Origin of the sequence: Micromonospora sp. NPDC049051, from assembly GCF_043197575.1 — a bacterium.
GTDB lineage: Bacteria > Actinomycetota > Actinomycetes > Mycobacteriales > Micromonosporaceae > Micromonospora.
In genome coordinates this window covers 298,022-322,530 of record NZ_JBICTL010000005.1, presented here as the reverse complement: position 1 = coordinate 322,530, position 24,509 = coordinate 298,022, and the positions used below count along the sequence as shown (strand labels likewise).

The window sequence follows — 24,509 nt, the reverse complement described above, 5'->3', positions numbered from 1 at the left end:
ATCTCGCACGCTCGGGAGACCCACCATGGGCGAACGGTCCTGGCCGCACCTGCTCAACGCGCTGCTGCGCGGCGAGGAACTCGCCACGGCCGACACCGCCTGGGCGATGGGCGAGATCATGGCGGGCTCGGCGGCCCCGGCGCAGATGGCGGGCTTCGTCGTCGCGCTGCGCGCCAAGGGTGAGACCTCGGTCGAACTGGCCGGCCTGGTGGAGGCGATGCTCGGCCGGGCGGTCCCGGTCGAGCTGCCCGACGAGATGCGCGCCACCGCCCTCGACGTGGTCGGCACCGGCGGTGACCTTGCGCACACGGTCAACATCTCGACGATGGCCTCCCTGGTGGTGGCGGGCGCGGGCGTCCGCGTGGTGAAGCACGGCAACCGGGCGGCCTCCTCCTCGTGCGGCACCGCCGACGTGCTGGAGTTCCTCGGCGTGCCGCTCGACCTGGGCCCCGAGGGGGTGGCCCGGTGCGTCGCCGAGGCGGGCATGGGCTTCTGCTTCGCGGCCCGGTTCCACCCCGGGATGCGGCACACCGGCCCGGTACGCCGCGAGCTGGGCGTGCCCACCGTGTTCAACTTCCTCGGCCCGCTGACCAACCCGGCGCGGCCCCGCGCCGGCGCGGTCGGCTGCTTCGACGCCCGGATGGCCCCGGTGATGGCCGGTGTCTTCGCCGCCCGTGGTGACTCCGTGCTGGTGATGCGCGGCGAGGACGGGCTCGACGAGTTCACGACCGCCGCGCCCACCCGCGTCTGGGCGGCCCAGGGCGGGGTCGTCAGGGAGTCGCTGCTGGACGCGGCCGACCTCGGGGTACCCCGGGCCACCCTGGCCGATCTGCGGGGCGGTGACGCGGCCTTCAACGCCGACGTGGTCCGCCGGTTGCTGGCCGGCGAGACCGGTCCGGTGCGCGACGCCGTCCTGGTCAACGCGGCGGCGGCGCTGGCCACGCAGGGCCCGCTCGACGGCGACCTCACCGGGGCGCTGCGGGCCGGGATGGACCGGGCCGCCGAGTCCGTCGACTCCGGGGCCGCCGCCCGCGTCCTCGACCGCTGGATCGAGGTCGCGCGCTCCGTCTGAGGCCGGGTGCCGCCGGAGGTTGTCGGACCCCCGTGGGAAACTACAGCTGAGTAGTTCCCACCACCGTCCTGCGTCGGGCGCGGCAGTTCCCGCCGGCGCGTACGACACCCACGCGGGACCGGAGCGAGAGGAGACGCCCGTGTCGGAGCGCGAGCTCTACTGCGACACCTGTGAGGGCGTCGAGCCGTTCGAGGCGCCACCGTGCGCCGACGGCCACGGCGCCGACTGCCCCGAACTGCTCTGCACCGGCTGCGGCACGGCCGTGCTGATCGGCACCGGCGTCCTCGAGTTGGCGCGCCTGACCGCCCGGCGCCGCCCACCGGTCCACCGCCGCGCCGCCTGACCGGCCCACCGCCGGCACCACCGCGGTCGCGGCGTCGGGCACCGGGGCGCCTGGGGCTCCTCCCGCCCGCACAGGCCGGAGCGGGTTGAGCGCGCTGCCGCTCCAGCCCCACGACGGCGTTCCCGCGACCCGCACACCGATCCGACGACCGAAGGCCCGCCTCCGTGAGGGAGGCGGGCCTTCGTGACGTACGTGGGTCGGGTACGACCGGCGGATCAGTGCTCGGCGGTGCGCCGGGTGCCGCTGTAGTACTCGAACAGCAGGCCGCAGACGGAGAACGTGACCGCCAGCAGGCCCAACCCGAGCAGCCAGAACTGCCAGAACGCGAGGCCGAACCCGGCGATCCCGACGGCGATCGCCAGACCCAGCGGCCAGTAGCTGCCGGGGCTGAAGAAGCCGATCTCGCCCGCGCCGTCGGCGATCTCACCGTCCGGCCGGTCCTCCGGCCGCAGGTCGATGCGGCGGGACACGAACCAGAAGAAGCCACCGCACATGGTGCAGAGCAGGAAGCTCAGCAGCAGGGCGACCGTGCCGATCCACTCGACGTGACCGCCGGAGTCGGCGGCCGTCCACCCGCCGTAGAGGACGGTGGCGAAGAGCAGGAACCCGGCGATGACCAGGAAGATGCGCCACTCGGTCTTCATGCCCGATCCCTCAGCTTCCCGCGCCGGCCGGCGCGTCGTCCGGGTTGAAGTTGGCCTCGGTGCGGCGGGTCTCGAACGGCCGCGTGGTCTTCGCGTACGGGTCCTCGCCGATGGCCGTCAGCGCCTCCTGCGTGGACCTGCCGTCGCGCTTGGCCGCCAGGAACTGCTCGTACTTCTCCGGGGAGACGACCCGCAGCTCGAAGTTCATGAAGGCGTGGTAGCTGCCGCAGAGTTCGGCGCAGCGGCCGACGTAGGCGCCCTCGGACTCCAGCTTCGAGACCTCGAAGACGTTGCGGATCTTGCCCGGCATGACGTCGCGCTTGAACAGCAGCTCCGGCACCCAGAAGGAGTGGATGACGTCGCGGCTGGTCTCCTCGAACCGGATGGACCGGTCGGTCGGCAGCACCAGGATCGGGATGACCTCGCTGGTGCCGAGCACGGAGGCGACGGTGTTGGCGTCCTGCCCCTGGCCGTCGCGGTAGTTGAACTGCCAGTTCCACTTGAACGCGACCACCTCGACCGTGACGTCGGGGTTCTTGGTCGTCCGCACCACGTCGGTCTGCACGACCGCCGTGTAGTAGAAGAGCACGGAGACGATCAGGATCGGCGCGATGGTGTAGAGGAACTCCATCGGCATGTTGTAACGGGTCTGCACCGGCAGCTCGTTGCCCCGCTTGCGGTAGCGCACGACGCACCAGAAGATCAGGCCCCACACGAAGACGCCGACCGCGAGCGCCGCGATGCACGAGGCGATCCACAGGTCGTACATCCGGTGCGACTCGGGCGTGATGCCGCCCTGCGGCCAGCCGAACCCGCCGAACGCCGCGCCGACGTCACAGCCCGTGAGCAGGACCAGCAGCGCCGCTCCACCGAGACCGAGCCCGGCGATCCGACCGGCACCACGTCCCCGGCGCCCACCGGCTCCTGGGGCAGCGCTGTGCCGTACGGCCGACGGCCGTACCTCCGAACTCCTTGCGACCACCTGGTCCTGCCTCCCTAGCGCGCCGCGGTGTCTTGTCCCTGCCCTCCGCCTGCGGAGCGACAGCACCAGCGGCAAAGGCGTCACCGACGGTCGCAGATTACTCGACCATGAGGAACTCGACCGTGTTGGGGTCGCTGTCGGCCCCCATCGGGGGGATCTTGGGCATACCGGCGCGATACGTTGGCTTGCGTGAGCGCATCCCCGGTCTACCTGGACGCGGCCACCGCCGCGCCGCCGCACCCGGTCGCCCGGCAGGCGCTGCTGGCCGCCCTCGAGGACGGCTGGGCGGACCCCGGCCGGCTCTACTCGCAGGCGCGCCGCGCCCGGCAGCTCCTCGACGCCGCCCGCGAGGCCTGCGCGCAGACGCTCGGCGTCCGCGCCGACGAACTCTCCTTCACCCCCAGCGGTACGACGGCCGCGCACTCCGCCGTGCTGGGGGGCCTGGCCGGGCGCCGGCGGGTCGGCCCCGCCCTGGTGCACTCCGCGATCGAACACTCGGCGGTGCTGCACGCCGCCGAGCGGCACCTCGCGGCGGGCGGCACGGCCACGTCCGTGCCGGTGGACCGGCTGGGCCGGCTCGACCTGGAGCGTTGGGCGGCGGCGGTCCGGGCGCCGGGGGTGGCGCTGGCCGCGCTGATCGCCGCCAGCCACGAGGTCGGCACGCTCCAGCCGGTGGCCGAGGCCGCGCGGGACTGCGCCGAGGCGGGAGTGCCGCTGTACGTGGACGCTGCCCAGGTGGTGGGCCGGGCCCCGGTGCCGACGGGCTGGTCGGTGCTGACCGCCAGCGCGCACAAGTGGGGCGGGCCGCCCGGCGTGGGGCTGCTGGTCGTACGCAAGGGCACCCGCTGGGAGTCGCCCTGGCCGGCCGACGAGCGGGAGGCCGGGCGTACGCCGGGGGTGCTGAATCTGCCGGCGGTGGTGGCGGCGGCGGCGAGCCTGCGCGCGGCGACGGCCGACGCGGCGGCCGAGGCGGCCCGGCTGACGCCCCTGGTGGACCGGATCCGGGCCCGGGTGGCGGCGGAGGTGCCCGACGTGGAGGTGGTGGGTGATCCCGACCACCGCCTCCCGCACCTGGTGACGTTCTCCTGCCTCTACGTCGACGGCGAGGCCCTGCTGCACGCGCTCGACCGGCGCGGGTTCGCCGTCTCCTCGGGCTCCTCGTGCACGTCGTCGACGCTGCGTCCCTCGCACGTGCTGGAGGCGATGGGGGTGCTCTCGCACGGCAACGTACGGGTCTCGCTGCACCGGGAGACGACGGAGGCCGACGTGGAGCGCTTCCTCACCGAACTTCCCGGCATCGTGGCGGGGCTGCGCGCCGAGGCCGGGGTGGTGGGGCTGTGACGGCGCCGGCGGAGATCCTCGACTGCCGGGGCCAGCGCTGCCCCCTGCCCGTGATCGCGGCGGCCCGGCGGCTGCCCGAGCTGCCCGTCGGCACGGTGGTACGGGTGCTCGCCGACGATCCGGCGGCGGCGGTGGACATCCCGGCCTGGTGCCGGATGCGCGGCCAGGAGTTCCTCGGCACGATCACCGGCCCCGACGGCCCCGCCTACGACGTCCGCCGCCGGCACTGACCCTGGCCTCGGACCTTTCCCCGCAGGGTCGGCGGACGCGGAGCGGCGGGCCGCCACCGGCGGGCGCAGCGCGGAGCGGCGGGCCGCCACCGGCGGTGCGGGGCGCCGCGCCGGCCCGGGCAACCGGGGTGTTCTCGCCCACGCCCGGCAGCCCGGCCGACGCGGCCCGCGCCGACGTCAGGGCAGCAGGTGCGGACGGACGTCCTCGGCGGCGGCGTCGCCGTACGACTCGGCGAGACGCTTGACGAACAGGTCGCGGCGGACCTCGTACTCCTGCGTGCCCACGGTCTCCAGCACCAGGGTGGCGAGCAGCGAACCGACCTGGGCGGCCCGCTCCAGCCCGAGGCCCCAGGAGAGCGCCGTGAAGAAGCCGGCCCGGAAGCCGTCGCCGACGCCGGTCGGGTCGACCGCCCGGGTCTCCCGCGCGATCGGCACGTGGATCGGGTCGAAGTCGCGCCCTGCGATCTCCACGCCGTGCTTGCCCAGCGTGGTGACCCGCACCTTCACCCGGTCGAGCAGCTGCGCGTCGGTCAGCCCGGCCTTGCTCTGCAGCAGCGACTTCTCGTAGTCGTTGGTCATCAGGTACTCGGCGCCGTCGATCAGCCCGACGACGTCCTCGCCGTCCATGCGGGCGAGCTGCTGGGACGGGTCGGCGGCGAACCGGTAGCCCCGGTCCCGGCACTCCGCGGAGTGCCGCAGCATCGCCTCCGGGTCGTTGGCGCCCACCAGGACCAGGTCCAGCCCGTCGAGACGGCGGGCCACCGGCGCCAGCTCGATGTTGCGGGCCTCGCTCATCGCCCCGGCGTAGAACGAGGCGATCTGGCACATCTCGGTGTCCGTGGTGCAGACGAACCGGGCGGTGTGTGCCACCTCGCTGACGTGCACCGAGTCGCAGTCGACGCCGTGGCGCTCCAGCCAGGAGCGGTAGTCGGCGAAGTCCGCGCCGACCGCGCCGACCAGGACCGGGCGCAGGCCGAGCTGCCCCATGCCGAAGGAGATGTTGGCCGCCACCCCGCCGCGCCGGAGCACCAGGTCGTCCACCAGGAAGGAGAGCGAGACCTTGTGCAGCTGGTCGGCGATGAACTGGTCGGCGAAGCGACCGGGGAAGCTCATCAGATGGTCGGTGGCGATCGAGCCGGTCACGGCGATCTTCATGTCAACCTCGGGGTCGGGAGCAGGGCGCCGGTCAGCCTACCGGCCCGGCCCCCTCAGGATGACCTGTCGGTCGGCCCCGGGTCACCTTCCCGGCGGCCCCGTCCCGAAGCGGAAGACGACGGCGGGGCCGTCCCGTGGGACGGCCCCGCCGTGGTCAGCGAAGGTGCGGCTCAGCTGAACGAGTCGCCGCAGGCGCAGGAGTTGCCCGCGTTGGGGTTGTCGATGGTGAAGCCCTGGGCGTCGATCCGGTCGGCGAAGTCGATGGTGGCGCCGGCCAGGTAGGGGGCGCTCATCCGGTCGACGACGACCTCGACACCGTCGTAGTCGGTGACGACGTCACCGTCGAGCGAGCGCTCGTCGAAGAAGAGCTGGTAACGCAGGCCGGAGCAGCCACCCGGCTGCACGGCGACCCGGAGCCGCAGGTCGTCGCGGCCCTCCTGCTCGATCAGGGCCTTGACCTTCTGCGCCGCGACGTCGGTGAGGACGACGGACGTGGGGGCCTTGGCCTCGGTCGAGTCGGTCTGCGCTGGCGTGGTCACGTGAAATCTCCCTGCGCGGTTGGGTCCGGACGAACTGGCCAACATCTCCTGTCGCCCAGCCATTCCCGGTGTGGTCCAGATCCGATGGTACGCCGCCACGGCCGACCCCACCCGTCCGGCGTGACCTGCGCCGCCGTCCGGTGCGCGGGCGTACGGGGCGGGTGCGGGTGGGAGGAATGGCGGCCCGTGGACGTGGGCGGTCAGCGGCTCCACTGCCGGGCCAGCCGGGCGCCGAGCGCCCGCAGCCCCTCGGCCGGGCGCTCCATCGCGGCGGCCAGCCCGCCGCGCTCCTCGCCCCCGAAGTGCTCCACCAGGCTGTACGCGTCGGTGACCCCGGCCGCCCCGGCCTCCCGCCGGCCGGTGCTCACCCGCCCGGCGACGACCACGCAGGGCACGCCCCGGTCCCGGGCGGCGCCGGCCACCCCGGCCACCACCTTGCCGCGCAGCGACTGGTGGTCGAACGAGCCCTCCCCGGTGATCACCAGGTCGACGGTGTCGAGCGTGGCGTCCAGCCCGATCGCCCGGGTGACCAGGCCGATGCCGGACTCGCAGTGCCCGCCCAGCGCCAGGACGGCCGCGCCCAGTCCGCCGGCCGCGCCGCCGCCGGGGAGCGCGCCCAGCCCATCGGGGCAGCCGGGCAGGTCCCGTTCCAGCACGGTGGCGAAGCGCTCCAGCGCGGCGTCGAGCAGCAGCACGTCGGCCCGGTCGGCGCCCTTCTGCGGGCCGAACACGTTGCTGGCCCCGTGCAGCCCGAGCAGCGGGTTGTCCACGTCGGTGGCGGCCACCAGGCGGGCGTCACGCAGCCGGAGGACGCCGTCGAGGGCGTCCACGGCGCCGAGTGCGGCCCCGCCGTACGGCAGGGCCTGGCCGGTGGCGTCCAGCGGGGTCACGCCGAGCGCGGTGAGCATGCCCGCGCCGCCGTCGTTGGTGCCCGACCCGCCCAGCCCGATCACGATCGTGCGGGCGCCGGTCTCCACGGCGGCGGCGACCAGCACCCCCAGCCCGTACGAGGAGGTTCTCTTCGGGTCCCGCTCGTCCGCGTCGAGCAGGTGCAGCCCGCACGCCTGGGCGCACTCCAGCCAGGCCGTCGCGCCCCCGTCGGTGAGCAGGATCTCACCGGCCGCCGGGCGGCCGAGCGGGTCGACGGTCGGCACCGGGACCCGGCGCCCGCCCAGGGCGTCGGCGAGTACGTCGAGGAAGCCCGGACCCCCGTCCGACAGGGGCCGGACGAGCAGGTCGTCGCCGGGGGCGACCTCCCGCCAGCCGGTGGCCACGGCATCGGCGACCTGCGGGGCCGGCAGCGTACCGGCGAACTTGTCCGGACAGAGCAGCACGCGCATGCCGAGCAGTGTGGCAGCACACACCTCGGGAGGCTGCGGTACGGCCGCACTGTGGGACCATGGGGCACGTGACTTCGACCTGGGTGGAACCCTCCAACACCGCGACGGCACTGCTGCTGCTCGGCCGGGGCAGCGACCCCGCCACGGAGCGCGGCGTCGAGTGTCCGGGCGACCTGCCGGCGCCCAGCGACCCGGACCTGGTGGCCCGGGCGACGGCGGCGAAGGCGGCGCTGGGCAGCAAGGTCTTCGTGCTGGGGCACCACTACCAGCGCGACGAGGTCATCCAGTTCGCCGACGTGACGGGTGACTCGTTCAAGCTGGCCCGCGAGGCGGCGGCCCGGCCCGACGCGGAGTACATCGTCTTCTGCGGTGTGCACTTCATGGCCGAGAGCGCCGACATCCTCACCTCGGACGCGCAGAAGGTCATCCTGCCCGACCTGGCCGCCGGCTGCTCGATGGCGGACATGGCGGTGCTGTCGCAGGTCGAGACCGCCTGGGACGTGCTCACCGACCTGGGCGTCGCGGCCGACACCGTCCCGGTGACCTACATGAACTCGTCGGCGGACATCAAGGGCTTCGTCGGCCGTAACGGCGGCGTGGTCTGCACCTCCTCGAACGCGAAGCGCGCGCTGGAGTGGGCGTACCAGCAGGGCTCGAAGGTCTTCTTCTTCCCCGACCAGCACCTGGGCCGCAACACGGCGGTGCTGGAGATGGGCTTCTCGCTGGACGACTGCGTCCTCTACGACCCGCACAAGCCGAACGGCGGGCTCACCCCGCAGCAGCTGCGCGACGCGCGGATGATCCTGTGGCGCGGGCACTGCTCGGTGCACGGCCGCTTCACCCTCGACAGCGTCGACGACGTACGGCGGCGGGTGCCGGGGGTGAACGTGCTGGTCCACCCGGAGTGCCGGCACGAGGTGGTCACCGCCGCCGACTTCGTCGGTTCGACGGAATACATCATCAAGACCATCGAGGCGGCCCCGGCCGGCTCGGCCTGGGCGGTGGGCACCGAGCTGAACCTGGTGCGCCGGCTCGCGCTGGCCCACCCGGACAAGCAGATCATGTTCCTGGACAAGGCCGTCTGCTACTGCTCGACCATGAACCGGATCGACCTGCCGCACCTGGTCTGGACGCTGGAGGAGCTGGTGGCCGGGCGGCTGGTCAACCAGATCACCGTCGACGCGGACACCGCGCACCACGCCCGGGTGGCGCTGGAGAAGATGCTCGCCCTGCCCGGCGCCGACATTCCGCCCCCGACAGCGGGCTGATCACTGTCCGTAGCGTCATTGGCACGGAAAAGGGTCCGATCACCGATAAATGCCCTCAGGGGCGATCTGACCGGGTCCATGTTCGTCACCGAGGGCTATGCTGCCGGTGCGACGACTCACGCGGGCCGTTTCGACATGGCCGCGTTCCGGGTAGCGATGAACATCGCGAGCCCCACCATCAACACGGCAGCACCGACGCGCTGGAGGTTGCGTTGACCGACGACGTCCTGGTCGTACACGGAGGTACTCCGCTCGAAGGGCGGATCCGCGTGCGCGGCGCGAAGAACCTGGTCTCGAAGGCGATGGTCGCGGCGCTGCTGGGTGACAGCCCGAGCCGGCTGTTCGACGTGCCGAAGATCCGCGACGTCGAGGTGGTCCGGGGCCTGCTCGGCCTGCACGGCGTGAAGGTCACCGACGGCGGCGAGGACGGCGAGCTCGTCTTCGACCCGGCGAACGTGGAGAGCGCCAGCACGGACCAGATCAACGTGCACGCCGGCTCCAGCCGGATCCCGATCCTGTTCTGCGGGCCGCTGCTGCACCGCCTCGGCCACGCGTTCATCCCCGACCTGGGCGGCTGCCACATCGGGCCGCGCCCGATCGACTTCCACCTGCAGGCCCTGCGGGAGTTCGGCGCGACGGTCGAGAAGACCCCGGAGGGGCTGCACCTGTCGGCGCCGAACGGGCTGCACGGCACCAAGTTCGCCCTGCCGTACCCGAGCGTCGGCGCGACCGAGCAGGTGCTGCTGACGGCCGTGATGGCCGAGGGCGTCACCGAGCTGCGCAACGCGGCGGTGGAACCGGAGATCATCGACCTGATCTGCATCCTGCAGAAGATGGGCGCGATCATCAAGGTGCACACCGACCGGGTCATCGAGATCCAGGGCGTGCCGAGGCTGCACGGCTACACGCACCGGCCCATCCCCGACCGGATCGAGGCGGCGAGCTGGGCGGCGGCGGCGCTGGCCACCCGGGGCCACGTCGAGGTGCTCGGCGCGCAGCAGGCCGACATGATGACCTTCCTGAACATCTTCCGCTCCGTCGGCGGCGAGTACGAGGTCACCGACGCCCGACCGCCGAAGCTGGGCGACCCGGGCCAGGAGGGCGGCATCCGGTTCTGGCACCCGGGCGGCGAGCTGCGGTCGGTGGCCCTGGAGACCGACGTGCACCCGGGCTTCATGACCGACTGGCAGCAGCCGCTGGTGGTGGCGCTCACCCAGGCCCGGGGCCTGTCGATCGTCCACGAGACGGTCTACGAGCAGCGGCTGGGCTACACCGAGGCGCTCAACTCGATGGGTGCCAACATCCAGGTCTACCGGGACTGCCTGGGCGGCACCCCGTGCCGCTTCGGCCGGCGCAACTTCAAGCACTCGGCGGTGATAGCGGGGCCGAGCAAGCTGCACGCCGCCGACCTGGTCATCCCCGACCTGCGGGCCGGTTTCAGCCACCTGATCGCCGCGCTGGCCGCCGAGGGCACCTCCCGCGTGTACGGCGTCGACCTGATCAACCGGGGCTACGAGGACTTCGAGGCGAAGCTCGCCGACCTGGGCGCGCACGTCGAGCGCCCGTAACGTCCACCACTCCCGTACGCGCCCGGTGCACCGCGATGTGCACCGGGCGCCGTCGTTTGGCTACCCTTTCCGCGTGCCGTCGCTGTTTCGCCGCAAGTCCTCCGACCTCGTCGACGAGGCCGTCACCCCGGTGACCCCCGACGAGGAGTCCACGACCGCCCAGCCCCGGGGCTACACCCCGAGCAAGAAGGAGCTGGGCAAGGTCACCCCGAAGCGGCCGACCGCGGGCCGCCGGCCGGCCGGCGCCACCAAGCCGTTGACCAAGGAGGAGCAGCGGGAGCGCAAGCGCCAGCTGCGCGCCGAGGCGGCGGCGGAGTTCCGCCGGGAGGGCGGCCCCCGCGACCGCGGCCCGGAACGGCTGCTGGCCCGCAACGTGGTCGACTCCCGGCGTACGGTGGGCACCTGGTTCTTCGGTGGCGCCCTGATCGTGCTGATCGGCTCGAACGCCGCGATGCCGCCGGTCGTCCGCCTGGTCTCCAACATCCTCTGGGGCGCCCTCGCCCTGGGCGTGGTGATCGACTCGGTGCTGATCTCGCGCAAGATCCGCAAGCTGGTCCGGGAGCGTTTCCCGAACACCGGGCAGCGGATGGGCTCGCTCTACCTCTACGCCATCATGCGGTCGATCACGTTCCGCCGGATGCGCGCCCCCGAGCCCCAGGTCAACATCGGCGACCCGGTCTGAGCCTGCCGCACCGGCGCGCTCTCCCCCATCCCGACGAGGCCGCGCCGGCGACACCTCGCCGACCACCGCTCCGGCGGCGTCAGCGGCTGCCGTAGAGCCGGGCCACCACGTCCTCGATGTCCGGCTCGACGATCGAGACGTCCCGCACCGCGCCGAGCCGGGCCAGGGCCGCCACCACCTCGGCCACCCCCGCCGACTCCAGCACGAAGACCAGCCGGTGCCCGTCGGCCTCCTGCCGCAGCAGCGGCGCGCCGGGCAACACCGGCGGCGCGGGCAGCGGGTCGTCCAGGTCGGCCACGAGCAGGCGACGCGACCCGTACCGCACGTGCAGCGCCGCGATCGACCCGTCGTGCACCACCCGCCCGTGGTCGACCACCACCAGACGCCGGCAGAGCCGCTCGATGTCGGCCAGGTCGTGCGTGGTGAGCACCAGCGTCGTGTCCCCGGCCCGGCCCAGCTCGCCGAGGAAGCCGCGGACCGCCTGCTTGCTGACCACGTCGAGCCCGATGGTGGGCTCGTCGAGGAAGAGCACCTCCGGGCCGTGCAGCAGCGCGGCGGTCAACTCGCCGCGCATCCGCTGCCCGAGGGAGAGCTGCCGGACCGGGGTGTCCAGGAAAGGGTCCAGGTCGAGCAGGCTCCGGCAGCGGCGCAGCCGGGCGGCGTGCGCGGCGGCCGGCACGCGGTAGACGTGTCGCAGCAGCGCGAACGAGTCGCCCAGCGGCAGGTCCCACCAGAGCTGCGAGCGCTGGCCGAACACCACGCCGACCCGCAGCGCGAGCCGGGTGCGCTGGGCCACCGGGCGCAGGCCGCAGACGCGTACCTCGCCCGCGGAGGGCGTCAGCACGCCGGTGAACATCTTGAGCGTCGTCGACTTGCCGGCGCCGTTGGGCCCGATGTAGCCGAGCATCTCGCCCCGGGCCACCCGCAGGTCGATGCCGTCGACGGCGGTGACCCGCCGCTTCTCCCGCCGCAGCCGGCCGGCCCGCACCCGGACGGTGAACTCCTTGCGCAGCCCGTCGGCCACGATCACGTCGTCGCTCATGACCCCGTACTCCGGTAGTGGCGGATCCCGGTGCGCCAGGCCGCCGCCGCCCCGCCGGCCGCGACCAGCGCGACGGCCGGCGCGGTCCAGCCGACCCACGCCGGCAGGCCGAGCGGGTCGGCGCGGCCGAGCAGCGCCAGCGCCGGGTGGTAGCTCACGAAGGCGAAGCCCAGGCCGTACGCGAACATGCCGCGGAACCAGCCCTCGAAGACGGTGACGGGGTACGAGGTGAAGTCCCGGCCGCCGTAGGTGACCGAGTTGGCCAGCTCGCCGGAGTCGACCCACCAGAACGAGACGGTGGCGGTCGCCACGAAGACCGAGCCGAAGAAGACCACACCGGCCAACGGGGCGACGACCACCAGCAACGCCCGCGCCGGGGTCCACTCGACGCCGGCCGAGCCGACCGCGACGACCAGCACGGCGAGCCCGAAGACCGCCCGGGACACCTTGCGCAGCGGCAGGTCCATCAGCAGCAGCTGGGGCAGGGCCCCGAGCGGGCGGACCAGCACGGCGTCGAAGAGCCCGCTGCGCACGTACCGGGGCAGCCGCTCGATGTTGCCCACCAGCATGTCGGCGACGGCGAACGCGCAGGCCGAGAGGCCGACGATCACCAGCGTCTCGCGCAGCGTGAAGCCGCCCAGCTCCCGGGTTACCCCGAAGATCACCAAGACGGTGAGCACGTCGAGCAGGGTGGCACCGACGTTGACGACCAGGTCGATCACGAACGAGGTCCGGTACGCCGTCTGGGCGCGTGCCTGCGCGCCGAGCAGCGCCCGGTACGCGGCCAGCGCCCCGCCCGACGCGTCAGCCACCCTGCACCACCAGGCGGCGCTCCGCGCGGCGCTGCACCAGCCGGCAGGCGGCCAGGGCCAGCGCCGCCCAGGCGAGCTGGAGCCCGACCAGCCCTACCTGCACGCCGGTCGGATCGCGCTCGACCAGCACGTCCAGCGGGGTCTGCAGCAGGCTCGGGAAGGGGGTGCCCAGCCACAGGGCGAGCTGGAGCCACTCCGGCAGGAAGCGCAGCGGGAAGTAGAGCCCGGCGAGCACGCCCGAGGCGAGGATCCAGAGGACCAGCGGCCCCCGGACGTCCTGGAGCCAGTACGCCGTCGCGTTGACCAGGAACCGGCAACCGAAGCAGAGGACCACGGCAGCCACGGCGGAGATCGCGAAGAGCGGCAGGGTGGACCAGCGGCGGGGCAGGTGGACGTCGAAGAAGAGCGGCCCGAGCAGCACCGGCGGGAGGAAGCGGACCAGCGCGGCATGGCCGGCACGACCCAGGTCGGCGGCGAGATGGCTGGTCACGGGGTGCACGGGCCGCAGCAGGTCGCTGACGACGTCGCCGGTGCGGATCCGGTCGGCCAGCTCCGTCCAGCTCCCGAGGAGGACGACCGCCAGCAGGCCCTGACCGACCCAGACGAAGGTGGCGAGCTGCCCCCGGTCGTACCCGGCCACCGTGCCGGCGGCACCGGCGACCGCGAGCAGGACGTAGCACCGCAGGAAGCCGAAGACCGTGTTGGTCACGACGCCCGCCACCGACGCCTGCCGGTACGTGGCGTAACGTCGGAAGCCTGATCCGGTTATAGCCTTAAATGTCCGGAACCATAGGATAACGTTTGAGGCGGTGGGCGGTGCCACAGTGGCGGTGAGCGAGCCCACGCCGCTACCCTCCTTCCGCAGCCACGCCGTACCGGAGGGGGCGACTCTACCGGCACGTGGAGCGCCCAGCGCGACAATTTCCAACGAGGTGACATCGCCGTGAGCGAGCGGACGCGAGCCGGCCACCGGGGCGCCGCCGTGAGCGGACCGGCGCCGACCGGGCAGCCGGGCGTACCCGCTCACCGACGGCTGACCATCGGCGTGACGCCTACCCTCCGTGGTGATGGGGCGGCCGGATGAGCCGCTACTACGACCACTGGCACGACTCCAACGAGCCGGCCTGGATGATCGAGCCGACCACCGAGTGGCACCCGCAGTTCCCGGGCCAGCGCTACGCGGGCGACATCGGCGTCGAACACGCCCCGCCCGCCCCCCGCAGCCGGTCGGCCGTCGGCCGGGCCGAGGTGCCCCCGCTCGCGCCGACCCGACCCGACGGCACCTACATCGGACGGTCGTGGGACGACCTTCCCGAGGGACGGCCCGGCCGGCAGGACGCGTGGAACGGCCGGCCCGACGGCCTCGACGCACGCCGGCACGGCGACGAGTCGTACCGCCCCCCGCACGCCGGGCCGCGCGGGCCGGAGGACCGGCAGTGGCCGCCCCGGCAGGAGCAACCGCACCGCAACGACCGGGGCGGATTCGACGCCCCGGGCCGGCCCGTCGACTCGCCCCGGCCGCGCGAGCACGCCGGCCCCGACCGCTACGACACCCGCCCTCCACGGCACGAGCCGGCCGGGCGGGACCGCCCCGTCTCCCCCGCCGGCAGGGCCGAGCCGGGTTGGCTCCCGGAGCCCAACGAGGATTCGACGTCCCGCCGCCCACCCGCGTACAGACCCATGGAGACCGGCCACGACCGCCGACCCGAGCCGGGCCACGACCGCCGGGGCGGGCACGGTCCCGACCGGCCGGCGACGCCCGGATTCGACCGTCGGCCGGAGACCGCCGACGACCGCCAGGCAGGCGCCCGGCCCCGCTACCAGTGGGGCGCCCCGGGCAGCCCGGAGTCCCGCCCCTCCGACCGGGCCCCCGAGCCCCGCCCCTCCGACAGCCAGTGGGAGCGTTCCTCCGCCCGCTGGGAGCAGCGCCCGTCCGACCGGCAGTGGGAGCGCCCGGCGGACCCCCAACGGGAGCGCCCGGCGGACCCACGGTGGGAGCGCCCGTCCGACCCGCAACGGGAGCATGGAGCGGGCGGGCGGGACCGCGAGCCCGGCGTACCCGCCGACGGTCGGCCACGCCCCGACCGGGCCTCCCCCGGGCAGCACCCCCGTTCCGACGGGCAGCGTCCGCAGCAGGAGCCGGACCAACACCGGCGGGCGTACGAGGCGGCGCGTGCCGAGACGTACCCGGAGCGCGGTGCGCGGCCGACCAGCCGACCCGACGCCCGCCGGGAGGCCGAGGCGTACCGGGAGTCCCGGGGGCACCCGCAGCCGGACGGCGGCCTGCCCTGGCCCTCCCCCGGCCCCGTACGACCCGGTTTCGACCACCGGGACGCGGCGCGGCGGGGCGAGCCGCACCCCGAGCACCGGCGACCGGTAGACCGGCCCGGCCCCGAACACGCCGCGACTCCACCGCCTCCGCCCGGGTACGACCACCGCCGATCCGCCCCGACCTCCGGTGCCCCGACCTCCGGACCGACGGCTGCCGGACCGACGGCTTTTCGGGCCCCGGCCGGGGACGGTCCGGTACCGCCCCGCCCCGTCTCCCCCGCGCCGGCCCGCGACCTGCCGCGCCCCGACGCGGCCGTACCGACGCATGTCCGGCCGGTCTCACCCGCCGGTCACCCCGCCTCGCCTGTCTCGCCCGCGGGCCCCCCGGACCGACTGGCCGGCCGCCCGGTGTCGCCGGCCGGCCCCGCGGACCGGGTGGACACCCGTCCGGTGTCGCCAGCCGGCCCCCCTGACTGGGCGGGCACCCGCCCTGCGTCGCCAGCCGGACCCGCGAACCCGATGAGCGCCCGTCCGGTGTCGCCAGCCAGCCCCCCGGACTGGGCGGGCACCCGCCCCGTGCCGCCAGCCGGACCCACGAACCTGGAGGGCGCCCGCCCGGTATCGCCGGCCGGACCCCCGGGCCCGGAGGGCATGCGCCCGGTGTCCCCAGCCGGGCCGGCGCCCAGCCGCCCGACAGTGCCGGGCTCCGCCGGCACCGGCCACACGTCCCGCCCGGCTCCGGCGGACGACGCCACGCCGATCTCGGGGCCGCCCGCCGACCGGCTGCGCCTGGAGTTCCTGCCGGCCCCGGAGGCGACCGCAAGCAGGGTGGCCCGTCCGGCAGGCGAGGCGACCGGAGACCCCGCCGGTCCGAACCCCCAGGCGGCATCCGACACGGCGTCCGGCAGCAGGCAGGAAGCTCCGGCACCGCAGCTGCCCATCGCGCCCGACAGGCCCAAGCGGTACGTCCCGCCACCGCCCAGCGACCCGCCCGCACCAGCCGCTCCGCCGTCTCCGTCGCAGCCGCAGCCGCAGCCGACGAGCGGGCCGGACGCCTGGTTCCGGCCGTCCCGGTCCGCGACACCTTCGGCCGTGCCCGACGAGACACGGCCCACCAGCCCTGCTCCCCCGAGCCCCACGCCGGTCCCGAGCGACACGACGGCCGCAAGCCCCATGTCGGTTCCAGCCGACACGACGGCCGCAAGCCCCATGTCGGTTCCAGCCGACACGACGGCGGCCAGCGACACGTCGGCTCCGAGCACCACGACGGCGGCGAGCTTCACGACGGCTGCAAGCGGCACGACGACGACCGGCGACACGACGGTTACCAGCGACACGACGGTTACCGGCGGGACGACGGCCTCTGGAACGACGACCGACGGAACGACACCTTCTAGCGGAACGACGCCGGCAGGCGACAGGACAGCTCCGGACGGCGCGGCGGGCCTGGACGCCGTCCCGGTCCCGGGATTCGGCACGTCGACCACGAGTCCCGCCGGCGACGGTGTCACGTCGCCAGCGCCGGCTCACGACCACACCGGGCCGCTGACCCAGGCAGCCGCGGGCGCACCCGCCCCGGTCTCGGGGGCCACCCCGCCGGCATCCGCCCCACCACTGCCCGGCCGACCGGTGTCCAGCCCGCCGGTGTCCAGCCCGCCGGTATCCGGCCCGCCGGTATCCGGCCCGCCGGTATCCAGCCCGCCGGTATCCGCCCCACCGGTATCCAGCCCGCCGGTATCCAGCCCGCCGGTGTCCGGCGCACCGCCCGTGTCGGCATCACCGCCCACGTCCTCCCTCTCCGAGTTGGCGGCAGGTAAGCCCGCTGGACAGGCACCGCCCGCGCCTCTCCCGGTGTCCGGCCCGCCCGCCGAGCCAGCCGCCGCGCCTGCGCCGACGGGTTGGCTGTCCTCCGGCCCGATCGCTCCGGCCGTTCCGGATTCGCCTCCGGCGCGCCCGGCGCCGGTCACCACACCGCCGGATCAGCCGCTCTCCGCAGCGCCCGTCGCCGCGTCATCCGCGCCGTCCGCGCCGCTCACCGCCGCCGCGCCCACCGCCGCACCGTCCGACCAGGACGCCGCCCCACGCTCCGTGCCGCCCACCGCCGCAACGCCCGCGCCGCCCGCCCCCGTACCGTCCGAGCCACCCACCGCCGCTGCGGCCATGGCCGCACCGCCCGAGCAGGCCGTCACCGCGCCCGTCGAGCAGGCCGTCGTCGCACCGTCCGTGCCGCTCACCGCCGCACCGTCCGTGCCGCTCACCGCCGCAGCGCCTATGGCCGCGCCATCCGAGCAGGACGTCACCGGACCCTCCACGCAGGCCGTCACCGCACCGCCCGTGCCGCCCACGGCTGCACCGTCCACGATGCCTGTCGCCGCATCGTCCATACAGGCCGGCACCGCTATCGCGATGCCTGCGCAGACGGACTCCGAAGCGGTCGCGGCGCCCATCGTCGTACCTTCCGCAGGGACCGACTCCACAGTGTCCGCGCCCGCCAGCCAGCCTGGGCTGGTCCCGCCGACGCAGGCACCACTCGCTCGCCCGGTGTCAGGCCCGCCTGCGGAAGCAGTTCGAGCAGAGGCGGAACCATCCGCCCCTGCGGCGGCTGAAACCGTTGCGATGGCTGGGGAACGGCCCGAATTCGCGCCACCAGCCCTGGGTACTCCAGCCCCGCCCGAGCCCACGCACGACGCCCCCGGCCCGTACGTCGAGGGTCCCCGTACTCAGGCCCTTCCCGAGCCCCACACGGGCGCTCCGGCTCCGCGCGTCGACACGGAGGCCTCCGGTCCAGACATGGCCCGTACGGAGGTCTCCGAGCCCTTTACGACCGACGCGGACACTCCGGTCACCCGCCCGGACGGGCACTCCACTACTCCCTTCCCCCGCGACCCGGCCGAACAGGTGCCGAACGTCCCGGCTGAGCCCACCGGTGGAACACCATGGTTGTCACCGAAGGTCTTTGACACCCATGGTGTTCCACCCGTCGCGGACACTCCGCCTCTGGCGGCGGCGCCGGCCAGCGCCGGGGACGCGGCGCTGCCCGCCAGCGCCCGGGATGCGGGACTCCCCGCCAGTGCCGGGGATGCGGCACCGTCGTCTGCCCACGCACCCGCCACGGACACCGTGGCGGTGCAGCCGGTGGGCGCGCCGGACGTGCTGTCGCCTCCGGTACAGGTCGCTGCCACGCCGGTCGTGGACGTGCCGGCCCCTCCGATGTCCGCACCACCCGCCGCACTGAGCGCCACGGAGCCCCGCACCGCCGCACCATCCGCCGCCGCGACGAACGCAACCGAAGCCAGCACCGCCGCGACGAGCGCAGCCGAGCCCCGCACCGCCGTGCCGAGCGCAGCCGAGCCCCGCACAGGCGAGGCCGGTGTCGTCGAGCGGGTTCCTGCCGGGGCGCGGGACGCCGGGCGCCAGGGCGCGGAGCAGGGTGACCCGGAGCAGGTGCTGGCGAGCTACCGCTGGCAGCTCGATCCGGCGACCCTGCGGGAGATCGTGCGGGAACCGGACGAGTTCCGGATCATCCGGCGGCGGCTGACCGAGAAGCTGGGCGCGGCCGTGGACAACAGGTCGCGCGCCCGGCTGCTCAGCCTGCGGGCGGTGGTGTCTCGGATTCTCGGTGAGCTGGACGACGCCCTCGCGGACGGTCGGCTCGCGCTCACGTACGCCGAGGCCACCGGGGAGCTGCGGCGTACGGCGGTGGCGCAGGCGCGGCTGGCGCACGTGCTGCGCTGGCGCGGCGAGTTCGTCGAGGCCGACCGGCTCTTCGCCGAGGCCAACTCCACGGAGTTGCCGGAGCGGCTGCGCGCGGTGCTGCACGAGCACGCCGGGCGGTCCTGCTACGACCAGGGCCGGCTGATGGAGGCCTGTCACCACTTCGAGCGGGCGCTGGACCTGCGCGGCACCGAGGATCCCGAGTTGCAGGCCCGGATCCGGTTGAGCCTGGACGCGGTGGCGGAGCGGGTCGCGGAGACGGGCTTCGGGCCGTACCCCCGCAGCCGCGAGGAGGTGCTGGAGCGGGACCGGCCCCCGGTGCCGGCCCGCGACGGCGACCTGTGGGGTTTCTCCGACCCAAACGGCGACATGGTGATCGCCGCCGAGTACGCGGAGGCGCAGCCGTTCCGCGACGGGCTGGCCTGGGTGCGGCGCCCCGGGGCCGAGCGGTGGTCGCTGCTCGACCGCGCCGGCGCCACGGTGCTCGAACCGGCGTACCCGGTGGTGCGCTCGTTCTCCGACGGGCTGGCCTGGGTCTCCGACGGCGGCGACGCCGGCTGGGTGGCGATCGACGCCACCGGCGAGGTGGTCGTGCCGCACGGCTTCGCGGACGTACGCCCGTTCCAGCGCGGCGTGGCCGTCGTCCGCCGGGACGGCTGGGGCGCGGTCGACCGCAACGGCCGGATCGTGGTGCCCACCCGGCACCACGGGTTCCCCACCGTCCTGGCCGACGGCCGGTACGTGGAGGGCTTCACCGAGGAGGGACTGGCCGTGGTGGACGTGGCCGGCCGGCGCGGCGTGGTGAACCGGGCCGGGAAGATGCTGGTCCCGCCCACCCATCCGGCACTGGTCATCCACCCCGTCGCGTTCCTGGTCGGTGACGGCACGGGCCGCTGGGGCGCGCTCGACCGCCGGGGCGAGCCGCTGATCGAGCCGGTGCACCGCGACCGCGACGAGGTCGTCGCCGAGATCGAGCGGCTGCTCGTCGACACCAGCCCCGTGCTCTGACCGACACCGCGTCCCGCCGCGAGGGGTGACCGTCATCCGAACGGGCTAGGGTCGACGCATGGAATTCCGTCACCTGGGCCGTTCCGGCCTGATGGTCAGTGAGATCTCGTACGGCAACTGGATCACCCACGGCTCGCAGGTCGAGGAGGACGCGGCGTTCGCCTGCGTCCGAGCCGCCCTGGACGCCGGCATCACCACCTTCGACACGGCCGACGTGTACGCGGGCACCCGCGCCGAGGACGTGCTGGGCCGCGCCCTGGAGGGCGAGCGGCGCGAAGGGCTGGAGATCTTCACGAAGGTGTTCTGGCCCACGGGTCCGGGCCGCAACGACCGGGGCCTGTCCCGCAAGCACATCATGGAGTCGATCGACGGCTCGCTGCGCCGGCTGCGCACCGACTATGTGGACCTCTACCAGGCCCACCGGTACGACTACAGCACGCCGCTCGAGGAGACGATGGAGGCGTTCGCCGACGTCGTGCACTCCGGCAAGGCGCACTACATCGGCGTCTCCGAGTGGAAGGCGTCGGAGATCCGCGAGGCCCACCAGCTCGCCCGTGAGCTGCGCATTCCGCTGGTCTCCAACCAGCCGCAGTACTCGATGCTCTGGCGGGTCATCGAGGCCGAGGTCGTCCCGACCAGCGAGGAGCTGGGCGTCGGCCAGATCGTCTGGTCGCCGATCGCGCAGGGCGTCCTGTCGGGCAAGTACCTGCCGGGCCAGCCGCCGCCCGCCGGTTCCCGGGCCACCGACGAGAAGTCGGGCGCGGGCTTCATCTCCCGGTTCATGACCGACGACGTCCTGACCCGCGTGCAGCGGCTCAAGCCGCTGGCCGAGCAGGCCGGGCTGAGCATGGCGCAGCTCGCTGTCGCCTGGGTGCTGCAGAATCCGAACGTCTCCTCGGCGATCATCGGCGCCTCCCGCCCCGAGCAGGTGCAGGACAACGTCAAGGCGGCCGGCGTGACGCTCGACGCCGAGCTGCTCAAGGCGATCGACGAGATCCTCGACCCGATCGTCGAGCGCGACCCGGCCCGCACGGAGTCTCCCGCCGAGCGTCCGTGACGCGTCCCGGCCCGGTCGCCCACGCGGGCGGCCGGGCCGGACAGTGCGGTCGCCACAGTGGGCGGCCGGGGCCGGACAGGGCGGTCGCCATCGCGAGTGACCGGGCCGGACAGGGCGGTCGCCATCGCGGTTGGCCGGACCGGAGACGCCACGGCGGCGGTCAGCCCTGCCAGAAGCGGATCAGCTCCAGGCCGCGCGCGTAGAGCCACGGCGGCAGGCCGAGGAGGTCGCAGACGGCGAAGACCCCGTCGAAGAACCAGCCGCCGATGCGCGGGTTCCACAGCAGCGCGAACAGCAGGATGAAGCCGAACGGGGCGAACAGGTCGTACATCCTGCGCCACTGCGGGTTCAGCCACGGCTGGATCATGTTGCCGCCGTCCAGTCCGGGCACCGGGAGCAGGTTGAGCACGCTCGCGGTGAGCTGGAGGAACGCGAGCAGCGCCACGGCCGCCCAGAACTCGACCGGCCCGCCGCCGGGCGCCCCGAGGCGTACGGCGAGCACCAGGACCAGCGTGAACAGCACGTTGGTGGCCGGTCCGGCGAGGCTGACCAGGGTGTGCCGCAGCCGCCCCGGGATGGCGTGCCGGTCCACCCAGACCGCCCCGCCGGGCAGGCCGATGCCGCCGAGCAGCACGACCACCACCGGCAGCGCGATCGACAGCAGCGGGTGGCTGTACTTCAGCGGGTTGAGCGTCAGGTAGCCCCGGTGGGCGACGCTGCGGTCGCCGGCCCGGAACGCGACGACGGCGTGGGCGTACTCGTGCAGGCAGAGCGAGACCAGCCAGCCGGAGACGACGAAGAGGAACACGTCGAGCCGGACGTTGCCGAACCCGTGCCAGGTGAGCACCCCGCTCGTCACGAAGAGCGCGAGCAGGGCGAGGAAGACCGGGCTGGGCCGGAACGCCGCCCGGGGTACGCCGAGCACCAGCGGCTCGCCCCCCGGACGGTCGCCGGCCATCACTCCGCCGGAGGCAGCAGGCTCATGCGGTACTCCACCCGGTCGTCCTCCACGAGCGCGACCGAGGTGACGCCGGACGCCGCGAGCTCCCGCCAGGCCTGACCGATCCACGATTCGGCGTCCGCCTGGCTGCTGAACGACTCCGCCGGCCCCTCGACCGACTCACCGTTCGTGCCCTCGTACCGCCAGCTCCACGCCATGCCGCGTCTCCCCTCGCCGCTGATGTCCCGTGGGACGAACCCCCGCCAGCGTAGTCGGCCGCGCGCGGGGCGGCCCGACATCCGTACGGCGGGAGCGCAGCCGGCCAGGCCGCGCAGGGTTTTCCGGCCCCTGTCCGGGTATGGGCATCCTCGACGCGCGACGGGGCGGTCACGGACCGCCGACGGCCCGGAGGGGGCGACGATGGACGGACCGCTGCACGACAAGGACACCGAGACGCTGCGGAGGATGGCGGTACGCGGCGGCATCGAGGGGGCCGCGCACATGGAACGGGAGGACCTGCTGGACGCCCTCGTCGCCCGGCCCGGCGAGGGCGCCTGGCAGGAGGACCCGAAGCCGGCGGCGGTCAACCCCAACGACTTCCAGTACCAGGCGCCCCGGTAGCCCGTCGGGCGCTCCACCGCGTCCCATCGGGCCGGTAGGGTGTCGCGGTGCTTACGCGAGGAGTGGTGCTCAGCGACCGGTACCGCCTGGACGACCGGGTGGCCACCGGCGGCATGGGCGCGGTCTGGCGGTGCACCGACCTCATGCTCGAACGCACGGTGGCCGTGAAGGTGCTGCTGCCGGCGTTGAGCGCGGATCCCGAGTTCGCGGCCCGGTTCCGGGCGGAGGCGCGGATGCTGGCGGCGCTGCGCCACCCGGGCGTGGTCGCCGTGCACGACGTCGGCCGGTCCGTCCTCGCCGACGACAGCCAGGTCGACTACCTGGTGATGGAGTACGTCGACGGCCAGCAGCTGAGTTCCTGGCTGCGGCGCGCGAGGCGGCTCGACCCGGCCTCGACCATGTCGGTGGTGACGCAGGCCGCCGAGGCGCTGCACACGGCCCACCTCGCCGGCATCGTGCACCGCGACGTGAAGCCGGGCAACCTGCTGGTGAGGGCCGACGGCCGGGCGGTGCTGGTCGACTTCGGCATCGCCCGCTCCGGCACGACGGCGGGCATCACCGCCGCCAACGTGATGCTCGGCACCGCCGCGTACATGTCGCCCGAGCAGGCCGCCAACCAGCCGGTCTCCCCGGCGACGGACATCTACGCGCTCGGCGCGGTGGCGTACTTCTGCCTGACCGGTCAGCCGCCGTTCGACGGGGACAGCCCGCTCCAGGTGGCGCTGCGGCACCTCCAGGAGGAACCGCCGCCGCTGCCGCCCGACGTACCGCCTGGGGTGGCCGCGCTGGTGCGGCAGGCGATGGCGAGGCAGCCCGACGACCGGTTTCCCGACGCGGCGGCGATGGCCGACGCCGCGGCCGGGGCACGCGACGCGACCCTGACGGTGGTGCCGACGTCCGCCCGACCGCCGTGGGCCCTCGCCGGCCCGACCGCCCCGGCGCAGGCCGTCGCGGCAACGGACCCGGGCGCTGTCGCCACGGCCGGCACCGCCGGATCGGTCGTACCGTCGGATCCGTGGGCGCCGCTGCCGCCGGTGGCTCCCGCCCTGGCGCACGCGGGGCCGGGCACCCCGAGCGACGCCTGGGGAGCGGTCCCGCCCACCCGGGAGGACCCGGTCGCGCCACCGCCGGCCGCCGCCCCACCTGCCCCGCAGGGCGACCCCGCGGCGGCGCGGCGGCGTCGGGCCGTGCTGCTCGGGGCGGCGGCCACCGCGTTCGTGGTGCTGGCCGGGCTGGTGGCGATCGCCGTCCTCCCCGACGACGGTTCCACCGCCGCGAACGTGCCGGCGGCGCTGGGCGGCGAGCCCGCGGTGGTGGGCTCGCCGGGCGCGGCGTCCGACGGCGGCACGGGCCGTCTCCGCGTCGAGCCCACCCCCGGCGTCACCCGCGCGGCGGCCCCGTCGGTCTCCGTCACGCCTTCGGCGTCGCCGGTCGGCCCCTCCCCGGTCCCGACGCCGGGCGACGGCGGGCCGACCGGGACCGCTCCGACCCGGCCCGGCTCGGAGCCGACGGCCGGCCGACCGGCGAAGCCGAACCCGTACACGCCCGTCGAGGCGTGCGGCAGCGGCTACACGGTGATCGACTCGGCCACGCTGAGCACCTCGGGCAGCCGGACGGGCCGGGTCTACCTGCTCTACCACCCCGGTAGCGGCAACAACTGCGTGGTCACGATGAAGGAGACCGCGGTGGGCACGGCGACGGCCGCCTCGGCGTGGCTGGAGGTACGGGGCCGGGCGCGCAGCACCGACAGCGGGTCGTTCTCGTACTACGCCGGCCCGGTGAAGGCCAAGGCCGCCGGAGTGTGCGTGAAGTGGGGCGGATCCACCGGCGGGGCCAGCTACGCCAGCGGATTCGAGCACTGCGGCTGAGCGTGGACCCGG

24 protein-coding genes are annotated in these 24,509 nt (G+C 74.5%); 12 read left to right on the top strand and 12 right to left on the bottom strand.

Going from position 1 to position 24,509, the window contains the following annotated elements; all coding sequences use genetic code 11:
• Window positions 1–25: 25 nt before the first annotated feature.
• Both trpD and ACGFIR_RS22650 read left to right on the top strand, forming a co-directional pair.
• Window positions 26–1,072 (top strand): anthranilate phosphoribosyltransferase, encoded by a 1,047-nt coding sequence (trpD, locus tag ACGFIR_RS22655; protein WP_393146957.1) that lies wholly within the window; start codon window positions 26–28, stop codon window positions 1,070–1,072.
• A gap of 139 nt (window positions 1,073–1,211) precedes the next feature.
• The gene (locus ACGFIR_RS22650) at window positions 1,212–1,415 is read left to right on the top strand and encodes a hypothetical protein (RefSeq protein WP_393002045.1); all 204 of its coding nucleotides are present in this window, start codon (window positions 1,212–1,214) and stop codon (window positions 1,413–1,415) included.
• 215 nt (window positions 1,416–1,630) lie between these two features.
• On the opposite strand, the gene ACGFIR_RS22645 is transcribed toward ACGFIR_RS22650, so the two are convergent.
• Window positions 1,631–2,059, bottom strand: a complete 429-nt coding sequence (locus ACGFIR_RS22645; protein ID WP_393002043.1) for a cytochrome c oxidase subunit 4 — start codon at window positions 2,057–2,059, stop codon at window positions 1,631–1,633.
• Window positions 2,060–2,069: 10 nt separating this feature from the next.
• Window positions 2,070–3,041, bottom strand: a complete 972-nt coding sequence (coxB, locus tag ACGFIR_RS22640) for a cytochrome c oxidase subunit II (RefSeq protein WP_393002041.1) — start codon at window positions 3,039–3,041, stop codon at window positions 2,070–2,072.
• Window positions 3,042–3,230: 189 nt separating this feature from the next.
• Here coxB and ACGFIR_RS22635 point away from each other — a divergent pair, with 189 nt between their 5' ends.
• Window positions 3,231–4,382: a cysteine desulfurase family protein gene (locus tag ACGFIR_RS22635; protein WP_393146955.1), complete on the top strand. Its 1,152-nt coding sequence runs from the start codon at window positions 3,231–3,233 to the stop codon at window positions 4,380–4,382.
• Window positions 4,379–4,612: a sulfurtransferase TusA family protein gene (locus tag ACGFIR_RS22630; RefSeq protein WP_393002037.1), complete on the top strand. Its 234-nt coding sequence runs from the start codon at window positions 4,379–4,381 to the stop codon at window positions 4,610–4,612. The genes ACGFIR_RS22635 and ACGFIR_RS22630 overlap by 4 nt, the downstream gene beginning before the upstream one ends.
• Before the next feature lie 177 nt (window positions 4,613–4,789).
• Here ACGFIR_RS22630 and ACGFIR_RS22625 read toward each other — a convergent pair whose 3' ends face one another.
• The 3 genes from ACGFIR_RS22625 to ACGFIR_RS22615 form a co-directional block, all read right to left on the bottom strand.
• Window positions 4,790–5,767 carry a carbohydrate kinase family protein gene (locus tag ACGFIR_RS22625; RefSeq protein ID WP_393002035.1) on the bottom strand — a complete coding sequence of 326 codons (978 nt, stop codon included), beginning with the start codon at window positions 5,765–5,767 and terminating at the stop codon, window positions 4,790–4,792.
• 170 nt (window positions 5,768–5,937) lie between these two features.
• Window positions 5,938–6,306 carry an iron-sulfur cluster insertion protein ErpA gene (erpA, locus tag ACGFIR_RS22620; RefSeq protein WP_393002033.1) on the bottom strand — a complete coding sequence of 123 codons (369 nt, stop codon included), beginning with the start codon at window positions 6,304–6,306 and terminating at the stop codon, window positions 5,938–5,940.
• A gap of 200 nt (window positions 6,307–6,506) precedes the next feature.
• A complete protein-coding gene (locus tag ACGFIR_RS22615) occupies window positions 6,507–7,646 on the bottom strand; it encodes a glycerate kinase (RefSeq protein ID WP_393147285.1) in 1,140 nt (379 codons plus the stop codon).
• A 68-nt stretch (window positions 7,647–7,714) separates the two neighbouring features.
• On the opposite strand from ACGFIR_RS22615, the gene nadA reads away from it, so the two are divergent.
• The 4 genes from nadA (at window position 7,715) to ACGFIR_RS22595 (ending at window position 11,164) form a co-directional block, all read left to right on the top strand.
• Complete coding sequence (nadA, locus tag ACGFIR_RS22610) at window positions 7,715–8,914, top strand: quinolinate synthase NadA (protein ID WP_393002031.1); 1,200 nt, start codon at window positions 7,715–7,717, stop codon at window positions 8,912–8,914.
• A 78-nt stretch (window positions 8,915–8,992) separates the two neighbouring features.
• The gene (locus tag ACGFIR_RS22605; RefSeq protein WP_393002029.1) at window positions 8,993–9,130 is read left to right on the top strand and encodes a hypothetical protein; all 138 of its coding nucleotides are present in this window, start codon (window positions 8,993–8,995) and stop codon (window positions 9,128–9,130) included.
• Complete coding sequence (murA, locus tag ACGFIR_RS22600; RefSeq protein WP_393002027.1) at window positions 9,127–10,482, top strand: UDP-N-acetylglucosamine 1-carboxyvinyltransferase; 1,356 nt, start codon at window positions 9,127–9,129, stop codon at window positions 10,480–10,482. The genes ACGFIR_RS22605 and murA overlap by 4 nt, the downstream gene beginning before the upstream one ends.
• Before the next feature lie 73 nt (window positions 10,483–10,555).
• Entirely contained in the window at window positions 10,556–11,164 is a 609-nt protein-coding gene (locus tag ACGFIR_RS22595) for a DUF3043 domain-containing protein (protein WP_393002025.1), read from the top strand.
• Window positions 11,165–11,243: 79 nt separating this feature from the next.
• Here the strand turns inward: ACGFIR_RS22595 and ACGFIR_RS22590 are convergent, their stop codons facing one another.
• The 5 genes from ACGFIR_RS22590 to ACGFIR_RS22570 all read right to left on the bottom strand — a co-directional run bounded on the left by ACGFIR_RS22590 (window position 11,244) and on the right by ACGFIR_RS22570 (window position 17,736).
• Window positions 11,244–12,206, bottom strand: coding sequence for an ATP-binding cassette domain-containing protein (locus tag ACGFIR_RS22590; protein WP_393002023.1), 963 nt, complete (start codon window positions 12,204–12,206; stop codon window positions 11,244–11,246).
• Window positions 12,203–13,018: an ABC transporter permease gene (locus ACGFIR_RS22585; protein WP_393002021.1), complete on the bottom strand. Its 816-nt coding sequence runs from the start codon at window positions 13,016–13,018 to the stop codon at window positions 12,203–12,205. The genes ACGFIR_RS22590 and ACGFIR_RS22585 overlap by 4 nt, the downstream gene beginning before the upstream one ends.
• Complete coding sequence (locus ACGFIR_RS22580) at window positions 13,011–13,862, bottom strand: ABC transporter permease (RefSeq protein WP_393146953.1); 852 nt, start codon at window positions 13,860–13,862, stop codon at window positions 13,011–13,013. Before ACGFIR_RS22580 ends, ACGFIR_RS22585 begins: the two co-directional genes overlap by 8 nt.
• 2,953 nt (window positions 13,863–16,815) lie before the next feature.
• Window positions 16,816–17,076, bottom strand: a complete 261-nt coding sequence (locus tag ACGFIR_RS22575; protein ID WP_393146951.1) for a hypothetical protein — start codon at window positions 17,074–17,076, stop codon at window positions 16,816–16,818.
• A 192-nt stretch (window positions 17,077–17,268) separates the two neighbouring features.
• A complete protein-coding gene (locus tag ACGFIR_RS22570; RefSeq protein WP_393146949.1) occupies window positions 17,269–17,736 on the bottom strand; it encodes a hypothetical protein in 468 nt (155 codons plus the stop codon).
• A 763-nt stretch (window positions 17,737–18,499) separates the two neighbouring features.
• Here ACGFIR_RS22570 and ACGFIR_RS22565 point away from each other — a divergent pair.
• Both ACGFIR_RS22565 and ACGFIR_RS22560 read left to right on the top strand, forming a co-directional pair.
• On the top strand, window positions 18,500–20,011 hold the full coding sequence (locus ACGFIR_RS22565) for a WG repeat-containing protein (protein WP_393146947.1): 1,512 nt from the start codon (window positions 18,500–18,502) through the stop codon (window positions 20,009–20,011).
• A gap of 58 nt (window positions 20,012–20,069) precedes the next feature.
• Window positions 20,070–21,068, top strand: a complete 999-nt coding sequence (locus tag ACGFIR_RS22560) for an aldo/keto reductase family protein (RefSeq protein ID WP_393002013.1) — start codon at window positions 20,070–20,072, stop codon at window positions 21,066–21,068.
• A 160-nt stretch (window positions 21,069–21,228) separates the two neighbouring features.
• Here ACGFIR_RS22560 and ACGFIR_RS22555 read toward each other — a convergent pair whose 3' ends face one another.
• Together ACGFIR_RS22555 and ACGFIR_RS22550 are read right to left on the bottom strand one after the other, a co-directional pair.
• A complete protein-coding gene (locus ACGFIR_RS22555; RefSeq protein ID WP_393002011.1) occupies window positions 21,229–22,026 on the bottom strand; it encodes a site-2 protease family protein in 798 nt (265 codons plus the stop codon).
• A complete protein-coding gene (locus tag ACGFIR_RS22550) occupies window positions 22,026–22,226 on the bottom strand; it encodes a hypothetical protein (RefSeq protein WP_393002009.1) in 201 nt (66 codons plus the stop codon). Before ACGFIR_RS22550 ends, ACGFIR_RS22555 begins: the two co-directional genes overlap by 1 nt.
• Window positions 22,227–22,428: 202 nt before the next feature.
• Here ACGFIR_RS22550 and ACGFIR_RS22545 point away from each other — a divergent pair, with 202 nt between their 5' ends.
• Complete coding sequence (locus ACGFIR_RS22545; RefSeq protein ID WP_393002007.1) at window positions 22,429–22,629, top strand: hypothetical protein; 201 nt, start codon at window positions 22,429–22,431, stop codon at window positions 22,627–22,629.
• Between the two features lie 47 nt (window positions 22,630–22,676).
• A complete protein-coding gene (locus ACGFIR_RS22540; RefSeq protein ID WP_393146945.1) occupies window positions 22,677–24,497 on the top strand; it encodes a protein kinase in 1,821 nt (606 codons plus the stop codon).
• Window positions 24,498–24,509: the final 12 nt, after the last annotated feature.